This is a genomic window from Pseudomonas anguilliseptica (assembly GCF_021375795.1).
GTDB lineage: Bacteria > Pseudomonadota > Gammaproteobacteria > Pseudomonadales > Pseudomonadaceae > Aquipseudomonas > Aquipseudomonas anguilliseptica_A.
Genome location: NZ_JAEIOI010000001.1, coordinates 866,501 through 879,414, shown reverse-complemented (window position 1 = coordinate 879,414; position 12,914 = coordinate 866,501). Strand labels below are relative to the sequence as shown.

At 62.0% G+C, this 12,914-nt stretch carries 10 protein-coding genes; 7 read left to right on the top strand and 3 right to left on the bottom strand.

Annotation, left to right across the window (positions count from 1 at the left end; translation table 11 throughout):
* Position 1: 1 nt before the first annotated feature.
* A complete protein-coding gene (locus IOD17_RS04030) occupies positions 2-1,252 on the bottom strand; it encodes an ammonium transporter (RefSeq protein ID WP_233683801.1) in 1,251 nt (416 codons plus the stop codon).
* Between the two features lie 115 nt (positions 1,253-1,367).
* Here IOD17_RS04030 and IOD17_RS04025 point away from each other — a divergent pair, with 115 nt between their 5' ends.
* Positions 1,368-1,751 carry a hypothetical protein gene (locus tag IOD17_RS04025; RefSeq protein ID WP_233683800.1) on the top strand — a complete coding sequence of 128 codons (384 nt, stop codon included), beginning with the start codon at positions 1,368-1,370 and terminating at the stop codon, positions 1,749-1,751.
* Positions 1,752-1,819: 68 nt separating this feature from the next.
* On the top strand, positions 1,820-3,883 hold the full coding sequence (locus tag IOD17_RS04020) for a putative bifunctional diguanylate cyclase/phosphodiesterase (RefSeq protein ID WP_233683799.1): 2,064 nt from the start codon (positions 1,820-1,822) through the stop codon (positions 3,881-3,883).
* A 54-nt stretch (positions 3,884-3,937) separates the two neighbouring features.
* Here IOD17_RS04020 and IOD17_RS04015 read toward each other — a convergent pair whose 3' ends face one another.
* Both IOD17_RS04015 and IOD17_RS04010 read right to left on the bottom strand, forming a co-directional pair.
* Positions 3,938-4,840: an E3 ubiquitin ligase family protein gene (locus IOD17_RS04015; protein ID WP_233683798.1), complete on the bottom strand. Its 903-nt coding sequence runs from the start codon at positions 4,838-4,840 to the stop codon at positions 3,938-3,940.
* A 3-nt stretch (positions 4,841-4,843) separates the two neighbouring features.
* On the bottom strand, positions 4,844-5,416 hold the full coding sequence (locus IOD17_RS04010; RefSeq protein WP_233683797.1) for a LemA family protein: 573 nt from the start codon (positions 5,414-5,416) through the stop codon (positions 4,844-4,846).
* A 202-nt stretch (positions 5,417-5,618) separates the two neighbouring features.
* Between IOD17_RS04010 and IOD17_RS04005 the strand changes: the two genes are divergently transcribed.
* From IOD17_RS04005 to IOD17_RS03985, 5 genes are all read left to right on the top strand, one after another.
* Positions 5,619-6,953: an imelysin family protein gene (locus IOD17_RS04005; RefSeq protein WP_233683796.1), complete on the top strand. Its 1,335-nt coding sequence runs from the start codon at positions 5,619-5,621 to the stop codon at positions 6,951-6,953.
* A gap of 373 nt (positions 6,954-7,326) precedes the next feature.
* Positions 7,327-8,742 (top strand): di-heme oxidoredictase family protein, encoded by a 1,416-nt coding sequence (locus tag IOD17_RS04000; RefSeq protein ID WP_233683795.1) that lies wholly within the window; start codon positions 7,327-7,329, stop codon positions 8,740-8,742.
* Positions 8,743-8,752: 10 nt separating this feature from the next.
* Positions 8,753-9,814: an imelysin family protein gene (locus IOD17_RS03995; protein ID WP_233683794.1), complete on the top strand. Its 1,062-nt coding sequence runs from the start codon at positions 8,753-8,755 to the stop codon at positions 9,812-9,814.
* A gap of 9 nt (positions 9,815-9,823) precedes the next feature.
* Positions 9,824-10,933 (top strand): DUF1513 domain-containing protein, encoded by a 1,110-nt coding sequence (locus tag IOD17_RS03990; RefSeq protein WP_233684511.1) that lies wholly within the window; start codon positions 9,824-9,826, stop codon positions 10,931-10,933.
* A 194-nt stretch (positions 10,934-11,127) separates the two neighbouring features.
* Positions 11,128-12,753, top strand: coding sequence for a methyl-accepting chemotaxis protein (locus IOD17_RS03985; RefSeq protein ID WP_233683793.1), 1,626 nt, complete (start codon positions 11,128-11,130; stop codon positions 12,751-12,753).
* Positions 12,754-12,914 lie beyond the last annotated feature (161 nt).

Sequence of the window (12,914 nt, the reverse complement as noted above, 5' to 3'; positions counted from 1 at the left end):
CTCACGCCCTCCTTGGCATGTCGTTGTTGTCGAAGGTCACCGCCAGGTTGAATTCCGGATAGCCCACCTCGGCATGCTCGGCATAGTCCAGGCCGCGCTGCTCGTGCTGGGTAGACGTGCGCAGACCAAGGGTTTTCGCCAGCAACAGGTAGAGCATCAGCGCCAGCGGGAAAGCCCAGACAAAGGCCACCCCGGCGCCCAGCAGCTGCACCCCGACCCGTGACCAGTTGAACAGGTCACCACTGAAGAACAGCCCGGCCGCCACGGTGCCCCAGACACCGGCAAAGCCATGCACGGGCACGGCGCCGACCACATCATCCAGCTGCCAGCGCTCCAGCAGGCGCATACCGAACACCACCACACCACCGGCCACCAACCCGGTCAGCAGGGCAAACAGCGGCGACATGGTTGCGCAACCAGCGGTGATGCCGACCAGGCCGCCGAGCGAACCATTCACTGTAGTCGTCAGCAGCACCGGACTGGAGGTGCTGCGCTGCGCCAGAAAAGCCCCCAGCGCTCCGGCCGAGGCTGCCAGATGGGTATTCAGGGCAATCAGGCCAAGGCTGACATTCATCTCCAGGCTGCTGCCGGCATTGAAGCCAAACCAGCCGACCCAGAGGATAAAACCACCCAAGGCCACCAGGCTGAGGTTATGCCCGGGAATGCTGCGCGGCGTACCGTCCGCCGCAAAACGTCCCAGGCGCGGCCCCAGCACCAGAATGCCGGCCAGTGCGCACCAGGCGCCGATGCTGTGCACCACGGTCGAGCCGGCAAAATCGATAAAGCCCATGGCCGCCAACCATCCCTGACCACCGTAAATGCCGCTCCATACCCAGCTGCCGAACACCGGATAGATAAAGCCGCTGATCACCACCGCACCAATCAGGTAGGCCGAGTAACGCGTGCGCTCGGCCATCGCGCCACTGGCGATGGTCGCCGCCGTGGCCGCGAACATCATCTGAAACAGCAAAAAGGTGAAATCCCAAGGCTCGCCGGTATGTGGCGCGAAATGGCTCATGCCAAACCAGCCGGTGATATTGCTGCCGAACATCAGGCCGAAGCCCAGCAGCCAGAAGGTGATGCCACCGACGCAGCCGTCCATGTAATTTTTCATCATCACATTGACCGCATTCTTCGCCCGCGACATGCCGCTTTCCAGCAAGGCGAAGCCGGCCTGCATAAAGAACACCAGCACACTGGCCAACACCAGCCAGGCGGTATTGATCGCCTCATCGCTGGCCGCCTGAGCCAAAGGGGAAACCCCAAATGCAGCTATCCCGAGGGTCTGTTGCCATTTCGTTCGCGGCCGCGTCGAAGCCTGTTTTGGTGCGAGGCAAGGCACGAGACGCGAAGTTTGGTTGTTCCAAATGAGCGTCGAGAAACGCTGCATCGCACAAAAACAGGCCCGGCCCTTCGGGTTGCGCGCAAAATTTCGCCATGCGGTGTTGGAGGACTTGGCAAGGGAACAACCATTACCTGCGCCCTCCGCCTGGCCTGGCGAAATTTTGCGCGGCAACGCGGTTCGCGACGAAACGGCAACAGACCCTACCAATCGAGCTTTCATTGCAGCATCCCCCATCCGGTGTATAGCGGGGCTTCGCAACTCTCATGCCAAAAAAAACCGCCAAACGGCGCTCAAGCCGCGGGCAACCCGCACCGACACAGTGCAGACACCTAGTACAGCCGCCTACATCCGCGCCATCGCTGCGCAACTGAATTTTGTTCGACAAACTTTGGTAATGGCCCTTTGACTGCAAGCGCGACTTTGCCAATACTCAGTAGCGTCTGACGCCGCAGGCCTCAAACAAGGAATCGTCACTTGAAGCTGGAACTCAAAAACAGCTTGTCACTTAAGTTGCTCCGCGTAGTGCTGCTCTCGGCACTTATCGTCGGCGTGGTCTTGAGCTTTGCGCAGATTGTTTTCGACGTGTACAAAACACGCCAGGCAGTCGCCAACGACGCGCACCGGATCCTCGGCATGTTCCGTGACCCGTCCACCCAGGCGGTCTACAGCCTCGACCGGGAAATGGGCATGCAGGTCATCGAAGGCCTGTTCCAGCACGAGTCGGTGCGCATGGCCGCCATTGGCCATCCCAACGAGCCGATGCTGGCAGAGAAGGCCCGCGAGCAGGTTGATATCCCCACCCGCTGGCTGACTGACCCGATCCTAGGCAAGGAACAGAACTTCACCACCCAACTGGTCGGCCGCGGCCCCTACAGCGAATACTACGGCGACCTCAGCATCACCCTCGACACAGCGCCTTACGGCGAGAGCTTCGTCACCAACTCGGTGATCATCTTTATCTCCGGTGTACTGCGCGCCCTGGCCATGGGCCTGGTGCTGTACCTGGTCTACCACTGGCTGCTGACCAAGCCGCTGTCGAAGATCATCGAACATCTGACCAACATCAACCCGGACCGCCCCAGCGAACACAAGCTACCCATGCTCAAGGGCAACGAGAAAAACGAACTGGGCTTGTGGATCAACACCGCCAACCAGCTGCTCTCCTCCATCGAACGCAATACCAATCTGCGCCGCGAAGCGGAGAACAGCCTGCTGCGCATGGCCCAGTATGATTTCCTCACCGGCCTGCCCAACCGCCAGCAACTGCAACAGCAACTCGACCAGATTCTCGAAGACGCCGGCCGCTTGCAGCGTCGCGTCGCCGTGCTGTGCGTCGGCCTGGATGACTTCAAGGGTATCAACGAACAGTTCAGCTACCAGACCGGCGACCAATTGCTGCTGGCCCTCTCGGACCGCCTGCGCAGCCACAGCGGCCGCCTCGGTGCGCTGGCCCGCCTGGGTGGCGACCAGTTCGCCCTGGTGCAAGCCGATATCGAGCAACCCTACGAAGCCGCCGAGCTGGCGCAGAGCGTACTCGACGACCTCGACAACCCGTTTATGCTCGATCAGCAGCAAGTGCGCCTGCGCGCCACCATCGGCATCACCCTGTTCCCGGAAGATGGCGACAGCACCGAGAAGCTGCTGCAGAAAGCCGAACAGACCATGACACTGGCCAAGAGCCGTTCACGCAACCGCTACCAGTTCTATATCGCCAGCGTCGACAGCGAAATGCGCCGCCGCCGCGAACTGGAAAAAGATCTGCGCGACGCCCTGGCGCTGAATCAACTGCACCTGGTCTACCAGCCGCAGGTCGACTACCGCGACCACAGTGTGGTCGGTGTCGAAGCACTGCTGCGCTGGCAGCATCCGCAGCATGGCTTCGTACCGCCAGATCTGTTTATCCCGCTGGCCGAACAGAACGGCACCATCATCCCGATTGGCGAATGGATTCTCGACCAGACCTGCCGCCAACTGCGCGAATGGCATGACCAGGGTTTCACCGAGCTGCGCATGGCGGTCAACCTGTCCACCGTGCAGCTGCACCACGCCGAACTGCCGCGCGTAGTGAACAACCTGATGCAGGTCTACCGCCTGCCGCTGCGCAGCCTGGAGCTGGAAGTCACCGAAACCGGCCTGATGGAAGACATCAACACCGCCGCCCAGCACCTGCTCAGCCTGCGCCGCTCCGGCGCGCTGATCGCCATTGATGACTTCGGTACTGGCTACTCCTCGCTGAGCTACCTGAAGAGCTTGCCGCTGGACAAGATCAAGATCGACAAGAGTTTCGTGCAAGACCTGCTGGAAGACGAAGACGATGCCACCATCGTGCGCGCCATCATCCAGTTGGGTAAGAGCCTGGGCATGCAGGTCATCGCCGAAGGGGTGGAAACGGTCGAGCAGGAGGCCTACATCATCGCTCAGGGCTGTAACGAAGGTCAGGGTTACCTGTACAGCAAGCCGCTGCCCGCGCGCGAGCTGACCACCTACCTGAAACAGGCCCGCCGCCTGAACAGCACCGCCAACCCGGCCACACTCTAAATCCGGCGACAAAAAAGCCCGCCAATTGGCGGGCTTTTTCTTGCGTGCTCGACACTAGAAGCGGTTAACCCCCAGCAGCCAGGCGGTCGCCACTGCGCCCAACACGCATAGCACAACAGCACCGGCCGCCTGCCAGTAGAAACTCCGCACCAGCTCATCCTCGCCCGCGCAGGACAAGATAAATGGCCGAGCCTCACTCGGCTTGGCCAGGTGGTGCTGCGCCGGCTGCGTGCTCTGCTGACGATGGCGATCCTCAGCCTCAAGAGTCGCAGCCAACTGCACACGACTCCACTCCGGCTCATCGAGCTGACCATTGCGGTCGCTGTCAAAGCGTTGCAGCAAGCCGCTGAAGTCACTTTTCCACTCGCGAATCACGGCACCTTTGGCCGAGGCCAGATCCAGCCCCTGACGACCGCCACCACTGCTGCGAAAATCCCCGATGGCATACAACGGCTGCCCCGCATGCAGACGTTCTTCGGTGTAGCGGTATTGCCCACTGCCGCTGAAAAACGCGCTCCAGCCGGTTTTCGCCAGGCCCAGCGGATGACGCTCACTTCCCCTCCACACCTCGCGCGTCACCGGGCGCACTTGCGCCCCGCGCGGGTCGATAAAGCAGCTGCCAGTGCTGTCATCGAGTTGCAGCAGCGCCTCGCTGCTACCGCTCTCTACCGTACGCCAGCTACTACCCTTGTTATCGCTAGAGCGCTGCTCTTCCTCGATCTTGTAACGCCACCACAGGCACGGCGTATTGGTCAGCGGTCCACGTTGCTGTTCCTCGCCTTGCGGGTGCAACACACCGTAGAACTCGGCATAGCCCTGCGCCGCCGAGCGGATCTTTGAGGTGGGCGTATCGAGCAGATGCCGGGCCTGAGAAAAGCGCAGCACAAACCACCAGGCCCCGCCGGCACAAGCCGCCACACTGCAGGTCAGCCCGAAAATCTGTCCTTGAATATCCATGACCTAGCCAAACAGCGATTTAAGATCGACATCTGCTTTTTCCGACTCGCTGAATTCCAGTAGCACGGCTTCCTTGAAGGCAAACATGCGGGCGATCAACACATCGGGAAACTGCTCGATACGCACGTTGTTCAGGTTGACCGCCTCGTTGTACAGCTCGCGGCGGTCGGCAATGCCGTTTTCCAGGCCGCTGATACGCTGCTGCAGATGCTGAAAGCTTTCATTGGCTTTCAATTCCGGGTAATTCTCCGCCAGGGCGAACAGCTGGCCGAGACCGGCGCGCAACCCCGTCTCGGCCTTGCCCAGGGCGCCCATGTCGCCGCTGGCCTGGGCAGTGGAAACCGCCTGACGCGCCATGATCACCGCTTCCAGGGTGGTGCGTTCATGCTGCATGTACTGCTTGCAGGTCTCCACCAGCTTGGGCAGCTCATCATGGCGCTGTTTGAGCAGCACATCGATATTCGACCAGGCCTTACTGACGCCGTGCTTCAGGCGTACCAGTGCGTTGTAGAGCATCACGGCATAGGCCGCGAGCAGGATCAGCAACACACTCACGACAACGCTGGTAAGGCTCATGCACAACTCCCGAAGAGGTTTTGGAGGGGGTGAGATGCAGCATTCTAGCGTCAGCGCTCAACACTGAAGCAGACTCTCACCACAGCTTTTACGGAAAAAACCACAACGACCCTTTGCGCAAAATGCAAATCTTTCGCATTATGCTTTGGTTTTTGCACTCACTCGTATGGGTGCCCTACTCCCACTTGCAAAGGATTTCGCCATGCTTCGTATGCCCCTGGCTTCGGCCAGCCTGCTCGCCATTGCCATTTCTCTCGCTGGTTGCGGCGACGACAAAGCGCCAGCCAACCAAGCTGCAGCACCGGCTGCCAGCAGCGCCAGCGCGCCAGCAGCAGTTGCCAGCCAGGTCGACGAAGCCGCCGCCAAGGCAGTGGTCAGCCACTACGCGGACCTGGCTCTGGCCGTGTTCAGCGACGCGGCCAGCACCGGCAAAACGCTGCAAGCGGCCGTTGATGCCCTGCTCGCCAACCCGAATGCCGACACCTTGAAAGCCGCCCGTGAAGCCTGGCTGGCCGCTCGCGTGCCTTACATGCAGAGCGAAGTATTCCGCTTCGGCAACGCCGTGGTCGACGACTGGGAAGGCCAGTTGAACGCCTGGCCGCTGGACGAAGGCCTGATCGACTACGTCGCCACCGACTATCAGCACGCCCTGGGTAACCCAGGCGCCAGCGCCAATATCATCGCCAACACCGAGATTCAGGTCGGCGAAGACAAGATCGACGTCAGCACCATCACCCCGGAACTGCTGGCCAGCCTGAATGAGCTGGGCGGCTCCGAAGCCAACGTAGCCACCGGCTACCACGCCATCGAATTCCTGCTCTGGGGCCAGGACCTCAACGGTACCAACCCAGGTGCTGGCGAGCGCCCGGCCAGCGATTACGTGGTCGGTGAAGGTGCAACTGGCGGCAACAACGAACGTCGCCGCGCCTTCCTCAAGGCGGCCACCGACCTGCTGGTCAGCGACCTCGACGCCATGGTTGTGCAGTGGCAAGCCGGTAACGCCGACAACTACCGCGCCAAACTGGAAGCCGAATCGGCCGAGAACGGACTGCGCAAGGTGCTCTTCGGCATGGGCAGCCTGTCCCTCGGCGAACTGGCTGGCGAGCGCATGAAGGTCGCACTGGAAGCCAACTCCACCGAAGACGAGCACGACTGCTTCAGCGACAACACCCACAACTCGCACTTCTACAACGGCAAAGGTATCCGTAACGTCTACCTGGGCGAGTACAAGAAGGTCGACGGCACCACCCTGACCGGCCCAAGCCTATCGTCACTGGTGGCCAAGGTTGACGCCGCCGCTGACAGCACCCTGAAAGCCGACCTCGAAGCCACCGAAGGCAAGCTGCAGGCGCTGGTCGATAGCGCCAACAATGGCAAGCACTTCGATCAGCTGATCGCCGCCGACAACGCCGAAGGCCAGCAGATCGTCCGTGATGCCATCGCCGCACTGGTCAAACAGACCGGCGCCATCGAGCAGGCGGCCGGCAAGCTGGGGATCAGTGATCTGAATCCGGATACCGCTGACCACAGCTTCTAAGCTGTGTAGGACTTGCTGCGACTCACGAAGTCCTGGCGTGTAGTGATGAAAAAGCCGCGATTCCTTGCCCGAGTCGCGGCTTTTTTACGCCCGTCTTTTTTATGGCGAGACTCATGTGGGAGGGGCTTCAGCCGCGACAACCACCACCGAAAGCTCACCACTGAAGCGCTTCCCGCAGTGGAGCGTTGGCTGACCCCGATTACGGTCAGCCCTCCCTACAGGACCTAAACCGCCAACAACAGCCCGCTCGGGTACAGCCTTTTTTTGGCACCCTGCGACCTTTAACCACCAGCGATAATGCAAATCCGTCTTATTTAAAACCAGCCAGACTGTTAAGATCAGCCGCCTGTTTTTCTGTTGCGGATGTCCTTTCATGTTTGCCCCGCATCGCATTGCGCTGCTGCTGGCCTTGAGCCTGAGCCTGGTTGCCTGCGATAAGACGCCACAGTTCACCCAAGCCGAGCCAGGCGAAGCTCTGTCCGCCGGAAGCGCCACCGTGCGCAAGGCTGACCAGAATGCCTTTTCCCTGCCCTCCGCCAACCTTTCACCGTCACGCCGTCTGGATTTCAGCGTCGGCAACAGCTTCTTCCGCAACCCCTGGGTTACCGCCCCCGCCACCACCACGGCGCGCGATGGCCTTGGCCCGCTGTTCAACACCAACGCCTGCCAGAACTGCCACATCAAGGACGGCCGCGGCCATCCGCCGGCGCCTGATGCGATCAGCTCGGTCTCGATGCTGGTGCGCCTGTCGATTCCAGCGGGCAGCGAACATGCCGAGATCATCCAGCGCCTTGGCGTACTGGCCGAGCCCACCTACGGTGGCCAGTTGCAGGACATGGCCAACCCCGGCGTGGCCCCAGAAGGCAAAGTGCGCGTCAGTTACACCACACAGCAGGTCAGCTTTACCGATGGCACCCAGATCGAGCTGCGCAAGCCCAGCCTGGAGATCAGCCAGCTCGGTTATGGCGCCTTGCATCCCGGCACGCTGTTCTCGGCACGCATCGCCCCGCCGATGATCGGCCTCGGTCTGCTCGAAGCCATTCCCGAAGCCGCCATCCTGGCCAATTCCGACCCCGAAGACCGCAATGGCGATGGCATTTCCGGGCGCGCCAACCAGGTCTGGGACCGCACGCAGCAACGTACGGTGCTCGGCCGTTTTGGCTGGAAGGCTGGCCAACCATCGCTCAACCAGCAAAATGCCGAAGCCTTTGCCAATGACATGGGCCTGACATCTACCCTGATCCCACATGACAACTGCACCGAAGCGCAGTTCGACTGCCGTAATGCACCCCATGGCGGTGAACCGGAAGTCAGCGACAACATCCTCGCCAGCGTCCTGTTCTACACCCGCAACCTCGGCGTGCCGGCCCGCCGTGGCGTCGATACGCCGCAGGTGCTGGCCGGCAAAAACCTGTTCCACCAGGCCGGTTGCCAGGGTTGCCATACCCCGCAGTTCACCACCGCCAGTGACGCCGCCGAGCCTGAGTTGGCCAATCAGTTGATTCGCCCCTACAGCGACCTGTTGCTGCATGACATGGGTGAAGGCCTGTCCGACAACCGCCCGGAGTATCTCGCCAGCGGCCGCGAATGGCGCACCCCGCCACTTTGGGGGATCGGCCTGACCGAAACAGTCAACGGCCACACCCAGTTCCTGCATGACGGCCGTGCACGCGACCTGCTGGAGGCCATCCTCTGGCACGGCGGTGAAGCCGAAGCAGCCAAGCAGCAGGTACTGACTTTCAATGCCGATGAGCGCAGCGCGCTGTTGGCTTTTCTGAATTCGTTGTAAGGAGCCGCCCATGATCCGCTCACCCCTCACCCTGGCCCTGCTTAGCCTGACCCTGACTGCCTGCAGCCCAGGCAACCCGCAGCAACAGGTCAGCCAGGCGCTGACCGATGGCGTGCTGCTGCCCATCTACAGCGCCTGGAGCGAAGCTGATCGGCAACTGGCCAGCAGCGCCCAGGCCTTCTGTGCCGGGCAACAGAACCTGGTCGAAGCGCGCCAGGCCTTTACCAGCGCGCAAAGTGCCTGGGCCGCCGTACAACCCGCCGCCCTCGGCCCACTGGCAGAAGGCAACCGCGCCTGGCAGATCCAGTTCTGGCCAGACAAAAAGAACCTGGTGGCGCGCCAGGTGGAAGCGCTGCTCAACAGCAAACCCGGACTGACAGCGGCCGATCTGGATAACGCCAGTGTCGTGGTGCAGGGCCTGACCGCTTATGAATACCTGCTGTTCGACCCAGCCCTGGACCTCAACAACAGCGAGCAGAAAGCCCGTTATTGCCCGCTGCTCGTCGCCATCGGTGAACACCAGCAAAGCCTCGCCGCTGACATTCTGGCCAGTTGGCAGAGCAAGGACGGCATGGCCGCCCAGCTGAAAAACTTCCCCAATGAGCGCTACGCCGAGGCACCGGAAGCGGTGGCCGAATTGCTGCGCACCCAGGTCAGTGCCATCGACGGGCTGAAGAAAAAACTCGGCACACCGCTCGGCCGGCAGAGCAAAGGCCAGCCGCAGCCTTACCAGGCAGAAGCCTGGCGCAGCAAAGCCAGCCTGGCCAACCTTGCCGCCAGCCTGGCCAGCGCCGAACGCATCTGGCTGGGAGCCGAGCAGAACGGCATCCAGGCACTGCTCGGCAGCGATCAGGATGAACTGAAACAACGCATCAATGCCGCCTACAGCGATGCCCGCCAACGCCTGGCAGCAGCCCAGCGCCCGCTCGGCGAATTGCTGGGCGACGAAGCCGGCCGCGCCGAGCTGAATGCGCTGTATGACAGCCTGAATGCTCTGCACCGCCTGCACGAAGCCGAGCTGGCGAAAGCCCTTGGCATCCAGCTGGGCTTCAACGCCCATGACGGCGACTGACGCATGCAGATCAATCGTCGTACTTTTCTCGGCCTGAGCGTCGCAGCTATTGCCGCTACGGCAGCGGCCACCGGCACCTATGGCGGCTGGACGCTGATGCACAGCAACGCCCAGCCGCTGCTGCTGTCAGCGCGTAACGACAGCAGCGGCAAGCACTTTGCGGTGGGCTACCGCCTGGACGGCAGCCAGGTGTTCGCCACCGCCGTCAGCGAGCGCTGCCACGACGTCATCGGCCATCCGTTTCTGCCGATGGCACTGTTTGTCGGTCGCCGCCCGAGCACCCAGAGCTACCTGATCGACACCCGCGATGGCCGCCTGCTGCAAACCCTGCACTCACCGGCGCAGCGTCATTTCTACGGCCATGCAGTGTTCCACAAGGACGGCGAATGGCTGTATGCCACCGAGAACGACACCTCCGACCCCGGTCGCGGCGTACTCGGCGTCTACCGCCTACAAGGTGAGCAACTGCTGCGCAGCAGCGAATTGTCGACCCACGGCCTAGGCCCGCACCAACTGCTCTGGCTGCCCGATGGCGAAACCCTGGTGGTGGCCAATGGCGGCATCCGCACCGAGGCCGACAGCCGGGTGGAAATGAACCTCGACGCCATGGAGTCCAGCCTGGTGCTGATGCGCCGCGACGGCAGCCTGATCAGCAAGGAACAGCTGCCCGAGCGCATGAATAGCGTGCGCCATATGGCCGTGGCCAGCGACGGCACCCTGATCACCGGCCAGCAATACATGGGCGAACTCAGCGATGTGGTGCCGCTCTTGGCGATCAAACGCCCCGGCCAGCCCTTCCAGCACTTCCCGGTGGCCGATGCACAGCGTCAACTGATGAATCAGTACACCGCCAGCGTGGCAATCCACAGCAAGCTGCGCCTGCTGGCCCTGACCGCACCGCGCGGCAACCGGGTGTTTATCTGGGACCTGGACAGCGCCGCACTGCGCCTCGACGCGCCGTTGCCGGATTGTGCCGGGGTGGGCGCGGTGGCCGACGGATTTGTGGTCAGCAGTGGCGTCGGTCGTTGCCGCCTGTATGACTGCCGCAGCGCCCAGATCAGCAGCCAACCGCTGCAACTGCCCGCAGGTCTGTGGGACAACCACCTGCGCCTGGCCTGAGCCTGCGAGTCAGAGCACCGCACACGCCTGTAACACACCTGCGGCAAGCTAAAGAACGCTGCCGCAGAGCCGATCTATACTCCTCAGAGGCCGTTCATCACGGCCCAACTGATACCAGTCGATAGGGATCTTCGCAGTTAGGGCGCACCTGGCGTCACTGGCATCCCGCCGTTCACATTCAGGGGTATCCACCCATGTTTCTGCAGAAATCCTTGCGCGCGCAAATCCTCGCCTTGCTCGCCGGCAGCCTGGCACTGATTCTGGTCACCGCACTGGCCTGTTTCAGCTTCCTTTCCAGCGGTATGCAGGCTTACCGCGGCCTGCTTGAAGGGCCGCTGGAAGCCTCAGCGCTGATCGACTCGACCAACCTGAACTTCAAGACCCAAGTGCAGGAATGGAAAAACGTCCTCCTGCGTGGCAGCGACAAAGCCCAACTGGACAAGTACTGGAGCCAGTTTGAAGCGCAGGAACGCAAGGTTCAGGACTCGTTGGGCAAATTGAGCGAGCTGGCAGGCGCCGACCGCACGCTGAAGACCAAGGTTGATACCTTGCGCAGCGAACACCAGACGCTCGGTGCCAACTATCGCAAGGGCCGCGATGCCTTTATCGCTGCCGGCGGTGATGCGGCGGTCGGCGACAAGGCGGTGTCCGGCATTGACCGCAACACCACCCAGCAGATGGAAGCCCTGGCCAGCGAGTTGCACAAGCAGAGTCTGGAGCAAGCGAGCCTGATCAATGCCTCGGCCGACCGCACCATTACCTACGGCACCTTGCTGATGCTCGGCGCCACCGTGGTGATTGCGCTGTTCAGCCTGTGGCTGGTCAACCGCAACCTGATCAACCCGATTCGCGAGCTGATCGAGCATATCGCCCAACTCAGCCAGGGCAACTTCGGCAAACGTGTCGACGCCACCCGCCAGGACGAACTGGGCAACCTGGCCGTGGCCGCGAATATCCTGCGTGACTTTCTCGCTGACACCTTTACCCGCCTGAAACGCAGCACCGCCGACCTGGACACCGCCAGCGGCGAGCTCAACTCGATCGCCACGCTGATGGCCCAGGGCACCCGCGAACAGTTCTCGCGCACCGATCAGGTCGCTACCGCCATGCACGAAATGTCCGCCACCGCCCAGGAAGTTGCGCGCCACGCCGCCGAAGCCGCCGGAGCGGCGGATGCAGCCGACAACGCCGCACGTCAGGGTGAAACGGTGATGCAGGCCACCATCAAGACCATCACCGATATCCGCAGTGAAATCAGCAACACCTCGGAGGTAATTCGCCGCCTGGAAAGTGACAGCGGGCGCATTGGCAAGGTACTGGAAGTGATTCGCGGCATCGCCGAGCAGACCAACCTGCTGGCCCTCAACGCCGCTATCGAGGCCGCCCGCGCCGGTGAACAGGGCCGTGGCTTTGCCGTGGTCGCCGACGAAGTGCGCACCCTGGCCCAGCGCACCGCTGAGTCGACGGCAGAAATCCACCAGATCATCGACACCGTACAGACTGGCGCGGTAAATGCCGTGCGCGCCATCGAAAGCGGGCAAAACCGCAGTGAAGAAGGCGTGACCCAGGTCACCGAAGCCGGCACCACCCTGCAGTTGATCACCCGTGCCGTGGAAGCGATTCGTGATATGAACCGGCAGATCGCCACCGCCGCCGAAGAACAGACCTCGGTCGCCGAAGACATCTCACGCAACCTCACCGAAATCACTGCCATCGCCACCGCCAACCAGGAGAACGTGCAGCGCACGGAAAGCGCCGGGCGCAACCTGCACGAACTGTCAGGGCAGCTCAACGAGGTCACACAACGCCTGAGTGCCTGACGCTGTTCACACCTGTAAGCAAAATGCCAGCAAATGCTGGCATTTTGCTTAATAACTGACCCATTGATCAGCCCCACACACCTAGCAACGTCTGCTAAATGCGAATCTTTGACAGGTGAAGGCGAGGGGTCTAATGTGCCCCTCTTGCCTATTCCCAGGCC

Coding starts and splice junctions, on each gene's coding strand:
- IOD17_RS04010 (WP_233683797.1), bottom strand. CDS start 5,416: ATGAGCCTTACCAGCGTTGTCGTGAGTGTGTTGCTGATCCTGCTCGCG.
- IOD17_RS04005 (WP_233683796.1), top strand. CDS start 5,619: ATGCTTCGTATGCCCCTGGCTTCGGCCAGCCTGCTCGCCATTGCCATT.
- IOD17_RS04025 (WP_233683800.1), top strand. CDS start 1,368: ATGAGCGTCGAGAAACGCTGCATCGCACAAAAACAGGCCCGGCCCTTC.
- IOD17_RS03985 (WP_233683793.1), top strand. CDS start 11,128: ATGTTTCTGCAGAAATCCTTGCGCGCGCAAATCCTCGCCTTGCTCGCC.
- IOD17_RS03995 (WP_233683794.1), top strand. CDS start 8,753: ATGATCCGCTCACCCCTCACCCTGGCCCTGCTTAGCCTGACCCTGACT.
- IOD17_RS04015 (WP_233683798.1), bottom strand. CDS start 4,840: ATGGATATTCAAGGACAGATTTTCGGGCTGACCTGCAGTGTGGCGGCT.
- IOD17_RS04000 (WP_233683795.1), top strand. CDS start 7,327: ATGTTTGCCCCGCATCGCATTGCGCTGCTGCTGGCCTTGAGCCTGAGC.